Here is a 20,316-nt window from a genome sequence, read left to right as displayed (position 1 = left end):
GGGAACGGGGGCCGGACCTCCGCCGGGGCCGGGGCCGGGGACCCCGGTCCCGGCGGGGTGTCACGGCCTCGGCGGCAGGGCCGGGCGGGAGCGGTCCGGGAGGTCCTCGTAGCCCGGGGGACCGGCCGCCGGGGTCTTCGCGAGGAGCGAGAGCGCCACGTGGACGGCGTCGTCGAGCTGCGCGTGGCGGCCCTCGGCCCAGTCGAGCGGGGTGCGCAGGGCCGCGAGGTCCGGTTCCACGCCGTGGTTCTCCAGGGACCAGCCGTACTCGGGGAACCAGGCCGCGTTCATCGGCACGGTGATCCGGGTGCCGTCGCCGAGCCGGTGGAGGCCGGTCATGCCGACGACCCCGCCCCAGGTGCGCTGGCCGACGACCGGGCCGATGCCCAGCAGCTTGAACGCGGCGGTGATCATGTCGCCGTCGGACGAGGTGGCCTCGTCGGCGAGGGCGACGACGGGGCCGCGCGGGGCGTTGGAGGCGTAACTGACGGGCTGGGCGTTGCGGGTGAGGTCCCAGCCGAGGATCTTCCGGGTGAGCTTCTCGATGACGAGTTCGCTGATGTTGCCGCCCGCGTTGCCCCGGACGTCGACGATGAGCGCGGGCCGGGAGACCTCCATCCGCAGGTCGCGGTTGAACTGGGCCCAGCCCGAGCCGCCCATGTCGGGGATGTGGAGGTAGCCGCAGCGACCGCCGCTGAGCTGTCTGACCACCGCCCGGCGTTTGGCCACCCAGTCCTGGTAGCGCAGCGGTCGCTCGTCGACCAGCGGGACGACGGCGACCCGGCGGGGCCGAGGGCGGGCCCCGCCCTCGCCCCCGGCGGGTGTGAAGGTCAGCTCGACGGTGGTGCCGCCGGTGCCGGAGAGCAGCGGGTACGGCCCGGTGACCGGGTCCACCGGCCGCCCGTCGACATGGGTGAGGACGGCGCCCGCGCGGATGCCCGTACCGGCGAGCGGGGAACGGGCCTTGGAGTCGGAGGACTCGCCCGGCAGGATGCGCTTCACGGTCCAACCGGCCTCGCGGGGAACCAGGTTGGCGCCGAGCAGGCCCATGGGGCGCTGGTAGTGCGGGGGGCCCTCGTTGCGGCGGGCGGGGGTGACGTAGGCGTGGGAGGTGCCGAGTTCGCCGAGGACCTCGCGGAGCAGATCGGCGAACTCGTCGGGGGAGGCGACCCGTTCGACGAGCGGCCGGTACTGGTCGAGGACGGCCGTCCAGTCGACCCCGCCCATGCCGGGCTCCCAGAAGTAGGCGCGGACGATCCGGCCCGCCTCGTCGAAGGCCTGCCGCCACTCGGCGCCCGGGTCGATCTCGTGGAGGATGCGCCGCAGGTCCAGATAGACGGTCGAGTCGCCGTCGGCGGGCTCGGTCGCGGGCACCGCCCGCAGCTCGCCCTCCTCGGCGACCACCAGTCTGCTGCCGTCGCCGCTGACCGCGAACCAGTCGATCTCCTTGGTGAGTTCGCTCCTGCGGGCCTTGGTGATGGAGAAGTGCTCCAGGGTGGGGCGGCCCGAGGTGTCGGCCGGATTGGCGAAGGTCTCGCCGAGCGCGCCGGAGATCGGCCAGCGCAGCCAGACGAGACCGCCGCCGCTGACCGGGTGCAGGGCGGAGTACTTGGAGGCGGCGACGGGGAACGGGGTGACCCGCTCGGCCAGCCCCTCGGTCTCCACGGTGACCGTTCCGTCGGCGGACTCGGTGTCGTCGTCGGCCGGATCGAGGCCCCCCGCCGCCGGGCGCCCGTCGGGGAGCAGCGCGAACGGCGAGGGGGTCGCCGAGGAGAGCGGTACGAGATAGGGGCGGCAGCCGAGCGGGAACGACAGGTCGCCGGTGTGCACGTCGTACACCGGGTCGAAGCCCCGCCAGGAGAGGAAGGCGAGGTAGCGGCCGTCCCGGGTGAAGACGGGGTTCTCGTCCTCGAAGCGCCCGTTGGTGACGTCCAGGACGGTACGGGGGCCGGGGCCCGCGATCCGGGCCATCTTGATGGAGCGCAGCGAGCGGCCGATGCCGGGGTGCGACCAGGTGAGCCAGGTGCCGTCGGGGGAGAAGGCGAGGTCGCGGACGGGGCCGTTGACGGAACGGATGAGTTCGGTGACGCGTCCGGTGGGAGCGGGTTCTGCGGGGGCCGGTCCGGTGGGGGCCCCTCCGTGGGAGGGGCCTTCCGGGCCGGTCTGTCCGGGAGCGGTCTGTCTGGGAGTGGTCTGTCCGGCGGTCGTTCCGGCGGTGGTCGCCTCGCCGGAAGGGGTGTCGGTGGGGTCGGCGTCGCCGGAGGGGGCGGCGGCTTCCGTGGCCCTGGTGCTGTAGGCATTGCTGGTGCCGCTGGTGCCGCTGGTGCCGCTGGTGCCGCTGGTGCTGCTGGTGTCGCTGGTCCGGCCGCTGCCTTCGGCACCTTCGGGGCCGCCGGTGCCTCCCGTGGCCCCGGGGCTGCCCGTGCCTTCGGCCGCCCCGGCACTGCCGATGGCCTCTGAGCCCGTCGCGTCTCCGCCGACCCTGGTGCCTCCGCCGTCCGCGCCGTCCCCGTCCCGGGCGTCCCCGGCGTCCTCCCCGTCCCCGGCGTCCTCCCCGTCCCTGGCGTCCTCCTCGCCCTCTCCGTCCTCGTCCTCCCCGTCCTCCCCGTCCTCGTCCTCCGTCGCGTCGACCAGGAGCAGTCGGCCGTCGTGGGTGGCGAGGGCCAGTCGTTCGCCCTCGGGGTCGGAGACCAGTTCCTCGATCCGGCCGAGTCCGCCGGAGGCGAGCCGGCGCGGGGGACGGTCGCCGCTGGCGCGCGGCAGATGGCCGACCTCGACCGCGTCCTCGCCCTCGGCGTCGGTGACGTACGCGACCTGACCGCCGCTGCCGAGCATCTCGGGGAGCCTGACCCGGACGCCAGGGGCGTCGACGATGGTGCGGGCGGGGCCGTCGCGGTGGGTGAGCCAGTAGAGGCTGCCGCGGACGGAGACGGCGCTGGCGCGGCCGGTCTCGTCCACGGAGACCGCGTCGACGTGCTGGGCGGCGGGCGCCTGGTAGCGGCGGCGGCCGACGCGCTGCCCGCCGAGCCGGACCTCCAGCTTCCGGGGCCGGGAGTCGGGGGTGAGCGCGTCGACGATCCACAGTTCGCCCGCGCACTGGTAGACGACCCGGTGGCCGTCGCTGGAGGCGTGCCGGGCGTAGAAGGCGTCGTGGTCGGTGTGGCGGCGCAGCCCGGTGCCGTCGGGCAGGCAGGAGTAGAGGTTGCCGACGCCCTCGTGGTCGGAGAGGAAGGCGACCCGGCCGTCGACGGCCATCGGGCAGTCGAGATGGCCGCCGATGTCGGGCAGCAGCCGTCGGCCGTGCAGCCAGAGGCGGCCGGTGGCGCCGCCGAGGTACCGCTTCCAGGCGGCCGGTTCGTGCGGCGGCTTCCCGGTGAGGAGGAGGGTGCGGCGCTCCCCCTCGTGTTCCGTGACGGCGATGTCGGAGACCGGGCCCCAGGGCATCCGGCCGCCGGGGGAGCCGTCGGTGGGGACGGTGTAGGCCCAGGAGTAGTAGGAGAAGGGCTGGCCCTGCGAGGAGACGGCGAGGATGTCGGAGCGGCCGTCCTCGCCGGGGGGCGTCCAGCCGCAGACCCGGGTGTCGGTGGAGCCCCAGTGGCTGAGCTGCCGGGCGGACCCGCCGTCGACCGGGACGAGATGGATCTCGGGGTCGAGGCTGCGCCAGCTCGTGTACGCGAGGTGGCGCCCGTCCGGCGAGAAGCGGGGGTGTCCGACCCGGGTCCGGTCGACGGTGAGCCGCCATGCCCGGCCGGGCCGGTGGCCCGCGGGGACGAGCGGGGCGATCCACAGGTCGTCCTCGGCGGCGAAGCAGAGCAGGTCCTCGTGGAGGTGCGGGAATCGGAGATACGCGGCGTCGTCACTCACCTCCTCATGCTTTCCGCGGGGAGGGGGCGCGGCAACTCGTACGTGTTTGCGGGTGTTCACGGGGGAGGGGCGGCCCCGGCCCCCGGTGGTGCGGGTCCGTCCCGGCCTTCGGCGCCGGGGCCGCCCGAGTTCCCGGCGGCGGTGTGGTTCAGGACACGTACGAAACGGTTTCGTTTCGCTAGGGGCCGGGGGTAATCTCGGACCGTACGAAAGTCGTTTCGACGGACACCCTCCGGACAGGAGCCCCGGCCATGGCCCGCAGCAGACTCACTCCCGAGCGGGAGACCGAGCTGTACGGAGCCGTGCTCGACCTCCTGCGCGAAGTCGGCTACGACGCCCTCACCATGGACGCCGTCGCCGCCCGCACCCACTCCAGCAAGGCCACCCTCTACCGCCAGTGGGGGAGCAAGCCCGAGCTGGTCGCCAGGGCCCTGCGCCACAACAAGCCGGCCGACCTCTCGCAGATCGACACCGGCACGCTGCGCGGCGACTTCCGGGCCCTCCTCGAACGGACCGACGACTGCCAGATGGAGAAGGACTCCGCGCTGATGCGGGGTCTGGCCCATGCCGTCCACACCAACCCCGAACTGCACCGGGCCCTTCGCGAACTGCTCGTCGAACCCGAGATGAACTGCCTCGACGAAGTCATGGCCCGCGCGGTCCGCAGGGGCGAGGTCGCCGCCGACAACCCGGCGCTCAAGCTCGTCCCCCACATGCTGATCGGCGCTTTCGTCGCTCGGCCGCTCATCGAGGACCGGTCGGTCGACGCCGCCTTCCTCAGAGCGTACGTCGACGCCGTCGTGCTCCCCTCACTCGGCGTCTGATCCCCCCTTCCGCCCCGGCCGCGCGCCGGAGCACCAGCACATCCTGACGCGTACCGCTCACGCCGTCGGGCCGGCTCCCCATGCCCTGTCTTCCACCCCACACCGGGAGTACGCCCCCGTGGCCACGTTCCTCTACAAGCTCGGCCGTTCCGCCTTCCGGCGCCGACGGCTCGTCGCCCTGCTCTGGGTGGCGCTCCTGGCCGTCGCCGGCATCGGAGCCGCCACCGCCCCCACCGCGACCTCCAGCTCCTTCTCCATACCCGGCACCGAGGCCCAGCGCGCCTTCGACCTGCTGGAGGAGCGCTTCCCCGGCGCCGGAGCCGACGGGGCCACCGCCCGCGTCGTCTTCCGGGCGCCCGAGGGCCAGAAGATGACCGACGCGGCGCACAAGGCCGTCGTCGAGGACACCGTCGCCCAGCTGAAGTCGGGCTCGGACCAGATCGTCTCGGTCACCGACCCCTACACCGCGCAGGCCGTCTCCCAGGACGGCTCCACCGCCTACGTCTCCGTCTCCTACAAGGTCAACGGGATGGAGCTGACCGACGGCACTCGCGAGGCACTGACCAAGGCGGGACAGGACGCCCAGGGCAAGGGCCTGACCGTCGAGGCCGGCGGCGACGCCCTCCAGACCATGCCCGCGACCGGCGCGGGCGAGATAGTCGGCGTGGTCGTCGCGGGCATCGTCCTCGTGATGACCTTCGGCTCCCTCGTCGCCGCCGGACTGCCGCTGCTCACCGCGATCATCGGCGTCGGCATCGGCGTCGCCACGATCACCGCGCTCGCCAGCGTCCTCGACCTCGGCTCCACCACCTCCACCCTCGCCATGATGATCGGCCTCGCGGTCGGCATCGACTACGCCCTCTTCATCGTCTCCCGCTACCGCGCGGAGCTGTCCGAGGGCCGGGAGAAGGAGGAGGCCGCGGGCCGCGCGGTCGGCACGGCGGGCTCCGCCGTCGTCTTCGCCGGACTCACCGTCGTCATCGCCCTCGTCGGCCTGGCCGTCGTCAACATCCCGATGCTGACGAAGATGGGCTTCGCCGCCGCCGGGACCGTGGTCATCGCCGTCCTCATCGCGCTGACCCTGATCCCCGCGCTGCTCGGCTTCGCCGGGGACAAGATCGTCGGCCGCAAGGAGCGCGGGAAGTCCAAGGAGCGCGGGAAGCCCGGCGAGGGCGATGCCGGGGGCGCCGCGAAGCCCGCGGACAAGCCCAACGGCGGCACCCGCTGGGCCCGCTTCGTCCTCCGCCGCCCGATCCTGGTGCTGCTCGTCGGCGTCCTCGGCCTCGGCGCGATCGCGCTGCCCGCCGCCTCCCTGGAGATGGGCCTCCCGGACGACGGCGTCAAGCCGGTCTCCGCCACCGAGCGCCGCGCCTACGACGCCCTGTCCGACGGCTTCGGCCCCGGCTTCAACGGCCCGCTGCTCGTCGTCGTGGACGGCGACAAGGCGACCGCCGACCGGACCGTCGCCACCATCAAGGGCCTCGAAGGCTGGGCCGCGGTCACCCCCGCCACGCCCAACAAGGCGGGCGACGCCGCCATGATCACCGTGGTGCCGAAGGACCGGCCGTCCTCCGCCGCCACCGAGACCCTCGTCCACGACATCCGGGACGCCACCGGCGACGACGTCCTCGTCACCGGCGCCACCGCGATGAACATCGACTTCTCGGAGAAGATGAACGACGCCCTGGTGCCGTACCTGGCCCTCGTCGTCGGTCTGGCCTTCGTCCTGCTGACCCTGGTCTTCCGCTCGCTCCTCGTCCCCCTGAAGGCGGCCCTCGGCTTCCTGCTCTCGGTGGTCGCGGCCCTCGGCGCGGTCGTCGCGGTCTTCCAGTGGGGCTGGCTCGGCGGTCTCTTCGGGGTCGAGCAGACCGGCCCGATCATGTCGATGATGCCGATCTTCATGGTCGGCGTGGTCTTCGGTCTCGCGATGGACTACGAGGTCTTCCTCGTCACCCGGATGCGGGAGGCGTACGTCCACGGGGAGCGGCCCGGCGAGGCGATCGTGACCGGCTTCCGGCACAGCGCCCGGGTGGTCACCGCCGCCGCGGTGATCATGATCGCGGTCTTCGCGGGCTTCATCGGCATGACCGACCAGATGATCAAGATGATCGGTTTCGGCCTGGCCGTCGCGGTCCTCTTCGATGCCTTCGTGGTCCGGATGGCGATCGTCCCCGCCGTGCTGGCGCTCCTGGGCCACAAGGCCTGGTGGCTGCCGAAGTGGCTGGACCGCCTCCTGCCCAACGTCGACGTGGAGGGCGAGTCCCTCGCGAAGCCGGACCCGGCCGACGGGCCCAGGGAACGGGACCTGGTGAAGGTCTGACCGGGGGCCCTCACGGGCCCGCCCCGGCTCCGTACGCCGTCAGCGCCTCGTCATCGGGGTGCCGGCGGCGTACGTGTGCCGGAGGAAGCGCCGCAGGGCCTGGCTGTCGAACTGGACGACCGTCACCCCGTCCTCCGTGTGCAGCTCCACCACCGTCTGGACCCGCCCGCACGGCCAGACCCCGATGTCGCCGCGCCGGGTCGGGGCCCGCAGCCCCGTCTCCAGGAGGGCGCGCGGGAAGGACCACTCGACGGAGCCCGGGAAGCCGAGCCGGACGGTCGCGGGGGAGAAGCCGGGGTCGTACCGGAGGGAGACGGGCACGGGGCGGGACAGCGGGGCGTCGGTGATGATCCGGCCTTTGGTCCGGTCGTCCACCGCACCGTCCCGGCCCGCCGACGCCGACGCGGCCGACGCCGCCGTCCCGCCGTCGGGGTGGCCCCCCGCCCCGAGCCCCTCGGGCACGGCGCGCGCGGTCCATGGATCGTCCTCGGCCCGGTGGTGCCCGGCCCGGAGGCCCTCGGTCAGGGGGTCCTCGACCGGGCGGTCCTCGACCGGGCGGTCGTCTGCGGCGGCCATCGAAGGCTCCTCGGGTTTGTCCTCTTGTCGACCAATGTCCCACTCCTTCCCCGGTCCCGCGCGGCCATGCGCCGCCGTTCTGTGACCTGTGCGCTCTTGCAAGCCCTTCGCAGCAGCGCTCATCATGCGGACTGTGCATGTACCTGACGGATTCATCAACGCTCCCGTGTCGGCCGCCGCCGGTGTCGTCGCCGCGACCGCCGTCGCCGTGAGCCTGCGCGGGGCCCGGCGCGAGCTGGACCAGCGGACCGCCCCGCTCGCCGGGCTCGTCGCGGCCTTCGTCTTCGCCGTGCAGATGCTGAACTTCCCGGTCGCCGCCGGGACCAGCGGACATCTGCTCGGCGGCGCGCTCGCCGCGATCCTCGTCGGCCCCTGGACCGGCGTCCTGTGCATCGCCGTCGTCCTGCTCATGCAGGGCGTCCTCTTCGCCGACGGCGGCCTCACCGCCCTCGGCGTGAACATCACCGTCATGGGCGTCGTCACCGTCGTCGTCGCCTACGCGCTCTTCCGGGGCCTCGTCCTCCTGCTGCCCCGCACCCGCGCCTCCGTGACCGTGGCCTCCTTCGTCGCCGCCCTGGTCTCCGTACCGGCCGCGGCGGCCGCCTTCACCGCGATCTACGCGATCGGCGGCACCACCGACGTCCCCGTCCCCAAGGTCCTCACGGCCATGGTCGGCGTGCACGTCCTCATCGGCATCGGCGAGGCCGTCATCACCACCCTCACCGTCGGCGCCGTCATCGCCGTCCGCCCCGACCTTGTCCACGGCGCCCGGGGCCTCACCGCCCCGCTCAGGCTCCGCGTCGGCGGCGAACTGGTCGACGCGCCCGCGCCCGACCCGGCCCCCGCCGCCCCCGCCCGCTCCCCGAGGAAGCTGTGGGCCGCCGGGGTCGTCACCGCCCTCGTCCTCGCGGGCTTCGTCTCCTTCTACGCCTCCGCCAGCCCCGACGGCCTGGAGAAGGTCGCCGCCGACAAGGGCATCGACGCCAAGGCCGAGGAGCACGCCGCCGCGGACTCCCCGCTCGCCGACTACGGCGTCAAGGGCGTCGAGGCCCCCCGGCTCTCCGGCGGCCTCGCCGGGGTGATCGGCGTCGGCGCCACCCTCGCCGTCGGCACCGGCGCCTTCTGGACCGTGCGCCGCCGCCGGGGCCACGGGGAGCCCCGTACGCACGCCGACGAGACCCGTACGGAAGCCGTCTGACATGGGGGCGGGGCACGCGCACAAGCTCTACCGGCACGCGGTCTCGCCGGTCCACGAGCTGCCCCCGCACACCAAGCTCGTCGCCGTCCTCGGCTTCGTCCTGGTCGTCGTCTCGACGCCCCGCGAAGCCGTCTGGGCCTTCGCCCTCTACGCCCTGCTCCTCGCCGTCGTCGCGGCGAAGGCCCGCGTCCCGGCCGGGTTCCTGCTGCGGCGGCTGGTCATCGAGGTGCCGTTCGTCGCGTTCGCGCTGCTCATGCCGTTCGTGGTGCCCGGCGAACAGATCCGGGTCCTCGGGGTGCCCCTGAGCGTCCCCGGCCTCTGGGGCGCCTGGAACGTCCTCGCCAAGGGCACCCTCGGCGTCGCCGCCTCCGTCCTCCTGGCCTCCACCACCGAACTGCGCGCCCTGCTCCTCGGCCTCCAGCGGCTGAGGCTGCCGCCGCTCCTCGTCCAGATCGCCTCGTTCATGATCCGCTACGGGGACGTCATCACCGACGAGATGCGCCGGATGTCCGTGGCCCGCCGCTCGCGCGGCTTCGAGGCGCGGGGCGTCCGCCACTGGGGCGTCCTCGCCAAGTCGGCGGGCGCGCTCTTCATCCGCTCCTACGAGCGCGGCGAGCGGGTCCACCTCGCCATGGTCAGCCGGGGCTACACCGGCACGATGCCCGTCCTCGACGAGGTCACCGCGACCCGCGCCCAATGGGCGTACGCCGCCGCGCTCCCCGTCACCGCCCTTCTCGTCCGCCTCCTGGGAGGCATCACATGACCGCCGCCCCCTCGCTGGACGTGCGCGGCCTCGCGTACGCCTACCCCGACGGCCACCAGGCCCTGTTCGGCGTCGACCTGACCGTGGCGCGCGGCGAACGCGTCGCCCTCCTCGGCCCCAACGGCGCGGGCAAGACCACCCTGGTGCTGCACCTCAACGGCATCCTCACCGGCGGCGCCGGATCGGTCACCGTCGCCGGACTGCCCGTCGGCAGGGGCCACATGGCCGAGATCCGGCGGAAGGTCGGCATCGTCTTCCAGGACCCCGACGACCAGCTGTTCATGCCGACCGTCCGCGAGGACGTGGCCTTCGGCCCGGCCGCCGCGGGGCTGCGCGGCGCCGCCCTCGACGAGGTCGTGCGGAAGGCCCTCGACCGGGTCGGGATGACCGCGTACGCCGACCGGCCCCCGCACCACCTCTCCTTCGGGCAGCGGCGCCGGGTCGCCGTCGCCACCGTCCTCGCCACCGAACCGGAGATCCTCGTCCTCGACGAGCCCTCCTCCAACCTGGACCCGGCCTCCCGCCGCGAGCTCGCCGACATCCTCCGCGCCCTCGACGTCACCGTCCTCATGGTCACCCACGACCTGCCGTACGCCCTGGAACTCTGCCCGCGCGCGGTCGTCCTCAGCGAGGGCGTCATCGCCGTGGACGGGCCGACCGGCGTCCTCCTCGCCGACGAGGAACTGATGGCCCGCCACCGCCTCGAACTGCCGTTCGGCTTCGTCCCGCAGTCCGTCGCCTGACGCGCCCCCCGGAATCCGCCCCTGGAACCAGCCCCGGAATCCGTCCCCGGCCCGCCGCGTTGCACCATGGAGGGTCGATATCCGGTGAGCGGTCGGTGAGGAGCGGGGACGTGGACGTCCAGGGCACGGTGGCAGCGGGCTGGGAGCCCGTCAGGGACGCGTTCCTGCGCAACTTCGAGCAGCGCGGCGAGCGGGGCGCGGCCGTCGCCGTCCACCACGACGGGCGCGCGGTCGTCGACCTGTGGGCGGGCACCAGGGACGTCGGGGGTGCCCGAGCCGCCAGGGGCGCCGAAGACAGAGGGGCCGCCGAAGACGGCCGGGCCGCCGGGGACACCCGAGACGCCGGGGGCGCTGGGGACAGCGGGGTCGCAGGGGACGGAGGGGGCAGCGGGGTCGCCGGGGACAGTGGCAGGGACCCCGCCCCGTGGACGGCCGGCACCGCCCAGGTCGTCCGCTCCGCCGCCAAGGGCGTCGCCGCCGTCGTCCCCCTCCTGCTGCACCAGCGCGGACTCCTCGATCTGGACGCCCCCGTCGCCGCGTACTGGCCGGAGTTCAAGGCCGCGGGCAAGGACCGGGTGACCGTACGGCAGCTCCTGGCGCACCGGGCGGGCGTCCCCGTCCTCGACCGGCCGCTCACCCTCGCCGAGGCGACGGACCTGGCGACCGCGACCGCCGCCGTCGCCGCCCAGGCACCGGTCTGGGAGCCGGGCACCGCCCACGGCTACCACGCCCACACCTTGGGCTGGCTGCTCTCCGGCCTCGTCCACCGGGTCACCGGGCGCACCATCGGCCGCTGGACCGCCGAGGAGATCACCGGCCCCCTCGGCCTCGACCTGTGGATCGGCCTGCCCGCCGCCGAGGCGCACCGGGTCGGCCGGATCGGGCCCGTCGAGGAGGTCGAGCCGCCCGGAAGCGGCGCCCTGCGGCTGCGCCCCAAGCGCTCCGTCACGGAGGCGTACCAGGACCCCGGATCCCTCACCCGGCGCGCCTTCGGCGCCATCGATCCCCGGCCCGACGAGAACGACCCGGCGTATCTCGCCGCCGAACTGCCCGGTTCGGCCGGGGTGGCGACGGCCCGCGCCCTGTCCGGTTTCTACGCCTCCCTCCTCGGGCCGGTGGACGGCGCCCCGCGCCTCCTCACCCCGGAGAGCCTCGCGCTGGCGGGCACGGAGGAGTCGGCGGGCCCGGACCGGGTCCTGCTGGTCGGCACCCGCTTCGGGCTCGGCCACATGCTGCACGGCCCGGCGTCGCCGCTGCTCGGCCCGTCGTCCTTCGGGCATCCGGGGCGGGGCGGTTCGCTCGGCTTCGCCGACCCGGACGCCGGGGTGGCCTTCGGGTACGTCACCAACGGGATGCGCAGGACGGTCACGGCGGACCCGCGCGCCCAGGCGCTGGTCCGGGCGGTCCGGGCGGCGGTGGACGCCACCGTCTGAACGGACGGGCGCCGGACCGGGGCGAGTTCAGGTCTTCGGGGGGTGGCGCACGGCGGCACCGGCTGCTGTGATCGACCGTATGGATCACACGCACGGGAAGGGCGGGGCGGGAGTCCCGGACCCGAGGGAACGTTTCGCCGGATATGCGGTCATGGTCACGGGCGCGGCCCGGGGCATCGGCGCGGCCACGGCACGGCGGCTCGCGGCGGAGGGCGCGCGGGTCCTCGTCACGGACGTCGACGAGGAGGAGGCGGAACGGACGGCGGCGGGCATCGACGGCGCGGAGGCGCTGCGCTGCGACGTCGCCGACCAGGCGTCGGTGGACGCGGCGGTGGCGCACGCGGTCCGCGCGTTCGGCGGTCTGGACGTCCTCGTCAACAACGCGCTGGGCGCGGTGACTCCGGACCGGGACCTCTTCGAGGAGGAGCCCGACGCGGTGTGGAGCGCGCAGCAGGACATCACGTTCATGGGGGCGGTCCGCTGCTCGCGGGCGGCGCTGCCGCATCTGGCGGCGGCGGGCGGGCGGGGCGCGATCGTGACGATCGGCTCGGTCAACGCGGAGGCGGACTTCGGCGGGCACGCCTACAGCGCGGCGAAGGCGGGCCTGACGTCGCTGACCCGCACGCTGGCGGGGGACGCGGCGCGGCGCGGGGTCCGGGTGAACCAGATCAACCCGGGGACGATCGCGACGGCGGGCTGGGCGGGCCGGGAGGAGATCCTGGCGGCGCTGGCGTCCCGCGTCTACCCGCTGGGCCGGGTGGGCCGCCCGGAGGACATCGCGGCGGCGGTCGCGTTCCTCGCCTCCCGGGACGCGTCGTGGATCACGGGCACGGTCCTGCGCGTCGACGGCGGTCTGCTCGCGGTGAACACGCACTTCGGCGAGGTGGTGGGGGAGGGCTGAGGGCCCCCGCTCACCCCGGCTCGGGCACGAGCCGCCCGGTGAACCCCCGGTCCCGGAGCCGCCGGTAGGCGTCGGCGACGGCCGGGGGGACGTCCTGCTCGGCGGTGAACCCCAGGGCGGGGTAGACGAGCAGCCGCTGTACGGCTCCGACGAGCATGTCGAGCACGAGGCGTACGTCCCCGATCTCCTCGGCGTACGCGTCGAGCGCCAGCGGGGAGGAGGCGCAGACGACGTCGACCCCGGGCCAGCCGCGCAGGGCGGTCGCGTAGGCCCGCCGCTCCTCGTAGGGCTTGCTGACGAGCAGCACGGAGGCGACGTCCGGCCCGCGTGCGGCGAGGAGTTCACGGCTGAACCGGATGTTCTCCCCGGTGTTCCGCGCCCGCGTCTCGACGAGCACGGCGTCCCCGGGCACCCCGAGCGCAAGGGCCCGCTCCCGGTAGTGCACGGCCTCGCCCCGGGGCATCCGCTCCCGGGTGGTGGCACTGGTGGCCCCACTGAAGACGATCAGCGGCGCGAACCCGCCCCGGTACAGCGACACGGCGACGTCGGCGACCCCGAGATCATGACTCCCGAGCCCGAGCACCACGGAACACGGCCGGGGCGCGTGCCCCATCCGCTGGAACTCCCAGAGGAGTTGGGCGTCGTCCTCCAGCTCGCAGGGGATGATCACCGGGTCTCCTTCGGAGAGCTGTCGGGAACTTTGAATTCGTAGGTCCACGCGAATCGGGTGGCCGCGTGGATGCCGATGGCGAATTCCACGACGGTACCGTCTGCCGCGAGTGCGGTCCGATGCAACTCCACCACCCACTCTCCGGGCGCGAGCCGCAGCTTGGTGGCCTCCTCGGCCGAGGCCGCGCGAGCCCTCAGCTCCTCGCGCATATGGTGGATCTCGTACCCGGCTTCGTAGAGCACCCGGAAGCCGCCGCCTCGTCCAGCTGGTCCCGGAGTGGGATCGACGAGCCGGGTCCCTTCCACATGTTCGGGGCGGTAGTAGCTGGTCAGGGTATGCGTTGGCTGGCCGCCCTCCTTGACCAGGCGGGCCCTTTCATAGACCTCGGACCCTCGGGGAACGCTGAGGGCTGCGGCGACGATGTCGGAGGCCGTCACCCGGCTGACCGTCTGAGTCTGCTCCCCTCGTTTGTACGCCCGGCCGGTGGCGACCCGGTCGGCAATGAACGCAACCTCGTCGCCGTCGCGCCACTTGGCTTTGTCGTACCGCGAGATGCCGAGCCGCCTCAGGGGTTGCTGTGGTCGTACGACAGTGCCGTGTCCGCGTGATGAGGTGACGAGCCCCTCTGCTTCCAGGGCCTTGTACGCCGCGTGAACGGTGGACTTCGACCCCTCGCCCGCATCCACGAGGTCCCGAATGTGTGGGAGGCGTTGGCCGACGGCGTAGTCACCACTCCTGATGCGCTCAGCCAGCCTGTCCGCCAGTTCCCGCCACTTGGGTGTCACAGCAGCTCCTTTCGCCGCTCCAGTCAAACACAGTCCCAGGACTGTTGACAGTCCTGGGACTGTGCGTCAAGGTGTGGTTCTCGTGTCGTAGTCCTAGGACAGTGGGTGAATGGATGTGCCTCTGTGTCTGGACGCAGTGGCATGGCCAACGCCAGCCTTCGAGGAGCGCCAACGTGAACGATCCTGCCTTCCCTCCTCTCCACTCCGGCCGTGAGGTTGTTGCCTCCTCCACCGGAACCCCGGCCGAATCGTGTGACCAAGTTGCGAATGCCCTGCCTTCCGGGATGCGTGAGGGAGGCGAGGTCGTACTGCGCTGGCCACGAAGCCCCAGGAGCGTGCCTCTGGCGAGGCGGGAACTGAGATGCGTGCTCGAGCAATGGGGATGGAGCCAGGTCGAGGACACGGCTTGCCTGGTGCTGACGGAGCTCCTGACGAATGCGGTGCGTCATGCCGGGGTGCGCGGTCGCGAGATCGAAACCCGCTTCCTGCGCGCTGGTGGAGTTCTGCGTGTCGAAGTGCACGACGCTTCGGAGAAGAAGCCCTTGACGGCCCTTCAGGCAGACAGCGCGGAAGGGGGGAGGGGGCTGCCCCTGATCGAAGCCCTGTCTGCGGCGTGGGGCACCAGCGAGAGGAACGGTCCCGGCAAGTCGGTCTGGGCCGAGTTGCCGGTGGACGGCACGCGACGCTGGCGCGACGCGTGACCGGGCCGGTGGCAGCCGGGTTCCGTAGGGGGTGGCGCCCGGGCCCGTCACCCCGCCGTCAGCATCAGCCCTATCCCCACCGCCATCACCGTCGCCGCCGCCAGGCGCGCCGCGCCGAAGCGCTCCTTGAAGAGGAGGGTGCCCAGGGCCGCGCCGACGATGATCGAGGATTCGCGGAGGGCCGCTACGGGGGCCAGGGGGGCCTTCGTCTGGGCCCACAGGACCAGGCCGTACGCGGCGACCGAGAGGGCCGCGCCCAGGAGGCCACGGGCCGCGTACGGGCGGAGCTGGGGGAGCAGGGCCGCCCGGCGGGTCCACAGGGCGTACGCCGGGATCGCCAGGCCCTCCAGGATCATCAGCCACGCGATGTAGCCGAGCGGGGTGCCCGAGGCGCGGACGCCGACGCCGTCCACGACCGTGTACAGCGCGATCGACAGGCCCGTCGCGCCCGCCGCGAGCAGCGCGGGCCACCGCGGGCCGCCGTCCCCGCCCCGGACGCCCCACAGCGCCAGGCCCGTCAGGCCCGCGCACGCCACCGCGACGCCGAGCAACTGCCGTCCGTCCGGGACCTCGTGGAGGAAGAGGGCCGCGAGCGCGGTCACCACCAGCGGCGCCGTCCCCCGCGCGATCGGGTACATCTGCCCGAAGTCGCCCAGGCTGAACGACCGCATCAGCAGCGCCATGTAGCCGATGTGCAGCAGCGCGGACACCGCCAGGTACGGCCACGCCCCCGCCTCGGGCAGCGGCACGAACAGGGCCAGGACCAGGCCGATCAGCGCGCCGCCCCCGGATATCAGGGTGAACGAGAGCAGTTGGTCCTTGATGTGGTGGGCGATCGCGTTCCAGCTCGCGTGGGTGATCGCCGCGGTGAGGACCGCGAGGGTGACGAGCGGGGTCACGCCGGGGTCTCGCGCACGTCCACCAGCACGGCGCCCGCGTGGGCGACCAGGGACTCCGGGTCCAGGGCGAAGACCGTGTGCGGGGTACCCGCCGCCGCCCACACCAGGTCGTGGTCGAGCAGCCCCCGGTCGGCGAGCACCCTGGTCCGTACGAGGTGGCCGAACGGCGGGACGCCCCCGATCGCGTACCCCGTGGTCTCCCGGACCGCCTTCGCGTCGGCGCGGGTCACCTCCCGCGCGCCCAACTCCTGGCGCACCCGCTCCACGTCCACCCGCGAGGCGCCGTCCATCAGGACGAGGACGGGCACCCCGTCGGCCGCGAAGACCAGCGACTTGGCGATCTCCTCGACCCGGCAGCCGATCGCGTCGGCGGCCTGCCGCGCGGTCCTGGTCGCGTCCGGGAAGCGGCGGACCTCGACGTCGAGGCCCAGCTCCCGCAGGGCGGCGGCGAACCGGGGGTGGGCGGGGGACTCGGGGGCGTGCCCGGGGCTCTCGGGGGGCCCGGTGCTCTCAGCGCTCATGGCCCGCACCGTAGCGGTCGGTGTACGGGACACGCGACCGACTTCCGCCCCTCGGCCCCGCCCCAAGGGGCCAGCCCCGAGGGTTCGTTGGGAGGCGTTCCGGCCGCGCCGGGGGTGAACGCCCGGGACCGGGGTACCCGGGTGGGGTCCGAACCGACACCAGGGAGGGAACACCATGGGCCTCGGAGCCTGCATCATCCTGATCGCCGTCGGAGCCATCCTCACCTTCGCCACCGACTGGGAGCTCGACGGGGTGAACCTCGATCTGGTGGGGCTGATCCTGATGGTCGTCGGCTTCATCGGAACGGTCGTCTACGCCAGCGTCCTGCGCCGCCGCCGCGTGATCGTGCCCGCCGCCCCGGTGGTGACCGACGACGACCACCGTCGGGACCTCCGCTGAGGCGGGGCGGCGGGGGGCGGGACCGCTCCCGTCACCCGCTCCCGTCACCCGCTCCGTCACCCGCCCCGTCACCCGCTCCCCACACGCGGGGTCATCGCGTCCGGCGGCTCACCCCGCCTTCAGCACCCTCGCGACCACCTTGCCCGCCGAGTCGCCGCCGTGGCCGCCCGACTGGACGACCGCCGCCGCCGCGAGGTCCCCCGAGTAGCCGGTGAACCAGCTGTTCGAGGTGGCCTGGTCGCCGACCTCCGCCGAACCGGTCTTCGCGCCCTTGGGGGAGGGGACCCCGGCCATCGCCTCCGCCGCCGTGCCGTTCGTCGCCGCCGCGTTCATCATTCGGCGGAGCCCCGAGGAGACCTCGGGGGAGAGCCGGTCGGCGGTGGCGAACGGCCGGTCGTCGACCTCCCGCGCCACCAGGTACGGCTGGCGGAAGCCGCCGTTCTTCACGGTCGCGGAGAGCGAGGCGACGTTCAGGGCACTCATCGTGATCTTGCCCTGGCCGATGTACGAGGCGGCCGTCTCGGTCGACTCCGACGCGGGGACGCTGCCGTCCGAGGTCCGTACGCCCACCTGCCAGTCGAGCCCTATGCCGAAGGAATCGCGGGCGGTGTCGCCGAGCGCGGTGCCCGCGATCCCCTTCTTGTTGAGGGGGACGATCGCCTTGATGAAGGTGGTGTTGCAGGAGCGGCGGAAGGCGTCGGTGAGGGTCCCGCCGTCGATCTCGAAGCGGTCGAGGTTCTCGAAGGTGTAGCCGTCCCACGTCGCGGTCGCCGGACACTCCACCGTGCCGCCGGGCGTCGCCAGACCGTGCTGCAGCATCATCGCCGCCGTGACGATCTTCATCGTGGAGCCGGGGGCCTGCGCCCCCTCGAAGGCCGTGTTGAAGCCACCGGAGGGGTTGTTGGCGACCGCCCGTATCGCGCCGGTCGACGGTTCGACCGCGGCCACCGCCGCCTGCGCGTACCCCTTGACCGCCTTCTCCGCCGCCGCCTGCGTGCCCGCGTCGATGGTGGTCCTCAGGACGCCCGGCTTCCCCTTCCTCAGGACGAGGAGGGTGGTGTCGGGGACGGTCTCGCTGCCCGAGTCGATCCAGGTCTCGACCCCGTTGGTGCCGTCCACCTTCGAGCCGTACCGCTGGCGCAGCGCGTCCAGGACGGGCCCGAGCGAGGGGTACTTCGCCGCGGTCAGCTCGACGCCCGCACGGTCGACGGCCTTCACGGAGGCGGTCTTCGCGGTGCCCGTGCGCAGGGCGGCACCGGCGGTGAACCGGGGGTGGAGCACGGTCGGCGCCCACTTCACCAGCGGCCGTCCGGTGGTCCTGCCGCGCACCACGGTCAGCTCGGAGGCGTACGACAGGTCCTTGCTGACGCCGTCGTAGGTGACCGTGGCCCGTACGGTGAACGGCACCTTCGTCCCCGTCGGGGTCCCCGGGGTGATCACCGACCGGGCGACCTTGGCGCCCTCCTCGTACGAGAGGAGCGCCGGGCCCGCCGTGACCGGGTCGTCGGTCAGCTGCGCGGCCCGCTCGGACTCGCCCGCCGCCCACGCGGTCAGGAACTCCCGGGCGGTGGCGGTGGTCTCCTCGGCGCTGACGGGCCCGGTCCCCGCCGTGTCACCGGCCCGGACGCCGACCGTCCTGTCCCCGCCCGTGACCCCGCTCCAGAGGTTCCAGCCCCCGTATCCGACCCCGCCCGCGACGACGACGAAGACGCCCCCGACGACCGCCACCTTGACTCCGCTGCGCATGGCTGCGCCTCCCCTCCCCGTTCGGCCCATGAGTCAATCAGTCAAGGGGAGGAAAAGTCGAGCAGCGCCGGGCGGCTTCCGTCACGTCCGCCGGGACGTTCTCACGACGCCCGGAACGACGCCCGGAACGACGCCCGGTACGGCGTCCTTCACGACGTCCGGCACGTCCGTCGGGGCATCCGCCGGGGCGTCCGTCACACCCAGGTGTCGAGCCACATCCGATGACGCCATTGGTCCAGCGGAATCGGCGTTCCGGTGTAGATCGGCCAGAAATAAATGAAATTCCAGAGGATGAGGAGCACAAGACATCCGGCGGCCACCGCACCGAATGTGCGGCGTCTTTCCGATGAACCCGCGGGGCCGATGATCGCGCCCAGCATCATCGCCACCGCCAGGCACAGGAAAGGTACGAACACCACCGCGTAGAAAAGGAAGATGGTGCGTTCCTGGTAGAGGAACCACGGGACCCAGCCCGCCGCGATCCCGCAGGCGACGGCCCCCGCGCGCCAGTCCCGGCGGAAGGCCCAGCGCCACAGCACGTACAGGATCGCGAAGCAGGCGGCCCACCACAGGAGCGGGGTGCCGAGGGCCAGGACCTCCTGCGCGCACTTCTCCCGGGCGTCCGCCGGGCAGCCGTTGGTGCCGGGCGCGGGGGACTCGTAGAAGTACGAGACGGGGCGGCCCAGGACGATCCAGGACCAGGGGTTCGACTGGTACGTGTGGGGCGAGGTGAGCCCCACGTGGAAGGTGTACACCTCGGACTCGTAGTGCCACAGGCTGCGCAGCCACTCCGGCAGCCAGCCCCAGGTACCGCCGCCGTACAGCTTGTCCTGGTCGGCCGCCCAGTGCCGGAAATAGCCCTTGTCGCTGACCAGCCAGCCGGTCCAGGTCACCAGATAGGTGGCGAGCGCCACCGGCACCACCGACACGAACGCCGGGACGACGTCCTTCCTGAGCACCGCGAGGTACGGGCGGACCGCCCCGGCCGTCCGGCGCCCGCCGACGTCCCACAACACCGTCATCAGGCCGAACGCCACCATGACGTACAGCCCGTTCCACTTGGTGGCGGCGGCCAGGCCCAGCATCACCCCGGCGGCGATCCGCCACGGGCGCCACCCCAGGCGCAGGGTCTCCGCGATCTCCGCGTCGGGCCGCAGCACCCCCTCCTCGTCCTCGGGCAGCGCCCCCGCAAGCCGTCGCCTGGCCCAGTCGCGGTCCAGGACCAGACAGCCGAAGGAGGCGAGCACGAAGAACATCAGCACCTGGTCGAGGAGCGCGGTGCGGCTCATCACGAAGTGCAGCCCGTCGACGGCGAGCAGCAGCCCCGCCAGACAGCCCAGGAACGTCGAACGGAACATCCGGCGGCCGATCCGGCACAGCAGCAGCACCGACAGGGTGCCGAGCAGCGCCACCATGAAGCGCCAGCCGAACGGCTCGAAGCCGAACATCTTCTCGCCGAGGCCGATCATCCACTTGCCCATCGGCGGGTGGACGACATAGCCCGGGTCGGTGGGGATCAGCACCGCGCCCGGATCACTGAGGATCGTCTTGTCGATGTCCTTCGGCCACGCCCCCTCGTACCCCTGGTTGATCAGGGCCCAGGAGTCCTTGGCGTAGTACGTCTCGTCGAATATCACCGCGTGCGGCTTGCCGAGGTTCCAGAACCTCAGCACCCCGGCGACGGCCGTGACCAGCAGCGGACCGCCCCAGGCGGCCCACCGCCAGAGACGCTCGGCCCGCTCGGGCGAGAGCCCGAGCAGCGCCGTGAGGTTCGGGGAGGGGCGGGTGTACGGGGGGACGAGCCGCTCCCGCAGCCCGATGGGTGCGGCGCGTCCGGCGGGCGGCTCGTAGCCGAAACGCCGCAGCCGCCGCTGCCATGAAGAGGGCTCTGCCACGGAGTGCCGGCCCTCCAGGGCCTCGGGTGCGGTACTGGTCACCGCGCCATCGTAGGGAACGCGCCTGTGCGCGTCGC

At 73.3% G+C, this 20,316-nt stretch carries 17 protein-coding genes; 9 read left to right on the top strand and 8 right to left on the bottom strand.

Annotation, left to right across the window (positions count from 1 at the left end):
• Positions 1–60 precede the first annotated feature (60 nt).
• Positions 61–3,864, bottom strand: a complete 3,804-nt coding sequence (locus ACFXGN_RS14520; protein ID WP_384858180.1) for a S41 family peptidase — start codon at positions 3,862–3,864, stop codon at positions 61–63.
• A 251-nt stretch (positions 3,865–4,115) separates the two neighbouring features.
• Here ACFXGN_RS14520 and ACFXGN_RS14515 point away from each other — a divergent pair, with 251 nt between their 5' ends.
• Positions 4,116–4,688: a TetR/AcrR family transcriptional regulator gene (locus ACFXGN_RS14515; RefSeq protein ID WP_384858177.1), complete on the top strand. Its 573-nt coding sequence runs from the start codon at positions 4,116–4,118 to the stop codon at positions 4,686–4,688.
• A 118-nt stretch (positions 4,689–4,806) separates the two neighbouring features.
• A complete protein-coding gene (locus ACFXGN_RS14510) occupies positions 4,807–7,008 on the top strand; it encodes an MMPL family transporter (RefSeq protein WP_384858176.1) in 2,202 nt (733 codons plus the stop codon).
• A 39-nt stretch (positions 7,009–7,047) separates the two neighbouring features.
• On the opposite strand, the gene ACFXGN_RS14505 is transcribed toward ACFXGN_RS14510, so the two are convergent.
• Positions 7,048–7,584: an SsgA family sporulation/cell division regulator gene (locus tag ACFXGN_RS14505; RefSeq protein WP_384858174.1), complete on the bottom strand. Its 537-nt coding sequence runs from the start codon at positions 7,582–7,584 to the stop codon at positions 7,048–7,050.
• 133 nt (positions 7,585–7,717) lie between these two features.
• Here ACFXGN_RS14505 and ACFXGN_RS14500 point away from each other — a divergent pair, with 133 nt between their 5' ends.
• From ACFXGN_RS14500 to ACFXGN_RS14480, 5 genes are all read left to right on the top strand, one after another.
• Positions 7,718–8,782: an energy-coupling factor ABC transporter permease gene (locus ACFXGN_RS14500; RefSeq protein WP_384858171.1), complete on the top strand. Its 1,065-nt coding sequence runs from the start codon at positions 7,718–7,720 to the stop codon at positions 8,780–8,782.
• A 1-nt stretch (position 8,783) separates the two neighbouring features.
• Positions 8,784–9,545 carry a cobalt ECF transporter T component CbiQ gene (cbiQ, locus tag ACFXGN_RS14495; RefSeq protein ID WP_384858168.1) on the top strand — a complete coding sequence of 254 codons (762 nt, stop codon included), beginning with the start codon at positions 8,784–8,786 and terminating at the stop codon, positions 9,543–9,545.
• Complete coding sequence (locus tag ACFXGN_RS14490; protein ID WP_384858166.1) at positions 9,542–10,288, top strand: energy-coupling factor ABC transporter ATP-binding protein; 747 nt, start codon at positions 9,542–9,544, stop codon at positions 10,286–10,288. Before cbiQ ends, ACFXGN_RS14490 begins: the two co-directional genes overlap by 4 nt.
• Before the next feature lie 110 nt (positions 10,289–10,398).
• On the top strand, positions 10,399–11,721 hold the full coding sequence (locus ACFXGN_RS14485; protein WP_384858163.1) for a serine hydrolase domain-containing protein: 1,323 nt from the start codon (positions 10,399–10,401) through the stop codon (positions 11,719–11,721).
• A gap of 79 nt (positions 11,722–11,800) precedes the next feature.
• The gene (locus ACFXGN_RS14480; RefSeq protein ID WP_384858160.1) at positions 11,801–12,622 is read left to right on the top strand and encodes an SDR family NAD(P)-dependent oxidoreductase; all 822 of its coding nucleotides are present in this window, start codon (positions 11,801–11,803) and stop codon (positions 12,620–12,622) included.
• 10 nt (positions 12,623–12,632) lie between these two features.
• Here the strand turns inward: ACFXGN_RS14480 and ACFXGN_RS14475 are convergent, their stop codons facing one another.
• Positions 12,633–13,289 carry a YdcF family protein gene (locus ACFXGN_RS14475; protein WP_384858549.1) on the bottom strand — a complete coding sequence of 219 codons (657 nt, stop codon included), beginning with the start codon at positions 13,287–13,289 and terminating at the stop codon, positions 12,633–12,635.
• A complete protein-coding gene (locus ACFXGN_RS14470) occupies positions 13,289–14,077 on the bottom strand; it encodes a GntR family transcriptional regulator (protein WP_384858157.1) in 789 nt (262 codons plus the stop codon). The genes ACFXGN_RS14475 and ACFXGN_RS14470 overlap by 1 nt, the downstream gene beginning before the upstream one ends.
• Positions 14,078–14,361: 284 nt before the next feature.
• Here ACFXGN_RS14470 and ACFXGN_RS14465 point away from each other — a divergent pair, with 284 nt between their 5' ends.
• A complete protein-coding gene (locus tag ACFXGN_RS14465) occupies positions 14,362–14,778 on the top strand; it encodes an ATP-binding protein (RefSeq protein WP_384858547.1) in 417 nt (138 codons plus the stop codon).
• Between the two features lie 47 nt (positions 14,779–14,825).
• Here ACFXGN_RS14465 and ACFXGN_RS14460 read toward each other — a convergent pair whose 3' ends face one another.
• Entirely contained in the window at positions 14,826–15,677 is an 852-nt protein-coding gene (locus ACFXGN_RS14460) for an EamA family transporter (protein ID WP_384858155.1), read from the bottom strand.
• The gene (locus ACFXGN_RS14455) at positions 15,674–16,198 is read right to left on the bottom strand and encodes a YbaK/EbsC family protein (protein WP_384858153.1); all 525 of its coding nucleotides are present in this window, start codon (positions 16,196–16,198) and stop codon (positions 15,674–15,676) included. The genes ACFXGN_RS14460 and ACFXGN_RS14455 overlap by 4 nt, the downstream gene beginning before the upstream one ends.
• A 175-nt stretch (positions 16,199–16,373) precedes the next feature.
• On the opposite strand from ACFXGN_RS14455, the gene ACFXGN_RS14450 reads away from it, so the two are divergent.
• A complete protein-coding gene (locus ACFXGN_RS14450) occupies positions 16,374–16,598 on the top strand; it encodes a DUF6458 family protein (RefSeq protein ID WP_384858150.1) in 225 nt (74 codons plus the stop codon).
• Between the two features lie 108 nt (positions 16,599–16,706).
• Here ACFXGN_RS14450 and ACFXGN_RS14445 read toward each other — a convergent pair whose 3' ends face one another.
• Both ACFXGN_RS14445 and ACFXGN_RS14440 read right to left on the bottom strand, forming a co-directional pair.
• Entirely contained in the window at positions 16,707–18,344 is a 1,638-nt protein-coding gene (locus ACFXGN_RS14445; protein ID WP_384858147.1) for a penicillin-binding transpeptidase domain-containing protein, read from the bottom strand.
• Between the two features lie 194 nt (positions 18,345–18,538).
• Positions 18,539–20,281, bottom strand: a complete 1,743-nt coding sequence (locus ACFXGN_RS14440) for a dolichyl-phosphate-mannose--protein mannosyltransferase (RefSeq protein ID WP_384858144.1) — start codon at positions 20,279–20,281, stop codon at positions 18,539–18,541.
• Positions 20,282–20,316 lie beyond the last annotated feature (35 nt).

The sequence above is a fragment of the Streptomyces sp. NPDC059247 genome, from assembly GCF_042754005.1.
GTDB lineage: Bacteria > Actinomycetota > Actinomycetes > Streptomycetales > Streptomycetaceae > Streptomyces.
Note: the sequence above shows the minus strand (reverse complement) of the source record. Positions and strands in the feature narration are given on the sequence as shown.

Excerpts from the sequence above, each read along its gene's own strand:
- ACFXGN_RS14515 (WP_384858177.1), top strand. The coding sequence starts at position 4,116 with ATGGCCCGCAGCAGACTCACTCCCGAGCGGGAGACCGAGCTGTACGGA.
- ACFXGN_RS14505 (WP_384858174.1), bottom strand. The coding sequence starts at position 7,584 with ATGGCCGCCGCAGACGACCGCCCGGTCGAGGACCGCCCGGTCGAGGAC.
- cbiQ (WP_384858168.1), top strand. The coding sequence starts at position 8,784 with ATGGGGGCGGGGCACGCGCACAAGCTCTACCGGCACGCGGTCTCGCCG.
- ACFXGN_RS14490 (WP_384858166.1), top strand. The coding sequence starts at position 9,542 with ATGACCGCCGCCCCCTCGCTGGACGTGCGCGGCCTCGCGTACGCCTAC.
- ACFXGN_RS14480 (WP_384858160.1), top strand. The coding sequence starts at position 11,801 with ATGGATCACACGCACGGGAAGGGCGGGGCGGGAGTCCCGGACCCGAGG.
- ACFXGN_RS14465 (WP_384858547.1), top strand. The coding sequence starts at position 14,362 with ATGCGTGAGGGAGGCGAGGTCGTACTGCGCTGGCCACGAAGCCCCAGG.
- ACFXGN_RS14455 (WP_384858153.1), bottom strand. The coding sequence starts at position 16,198 with ATGAGCGCTGAGAGCACCGGGCCCCCCGAGAGCCCCGGGCACGCCCCC.
- ACFXGN_RS14450 (WP_384858150.1), top strand. The coding sequence starts at position 16,374 with ATGGGCCTCGGAGCCTGCATCATCCTGATCGCCGTCGGAGCCATCCTC.
- ACFXGN_RS14445 (WP_384858147.1), bottom strand. The coding sequence starts at position 18,344 with ATGCGCAGCGGAGTCAAGGTGGCGGTCGTCGGGGGCGTCTTCGTCGTC.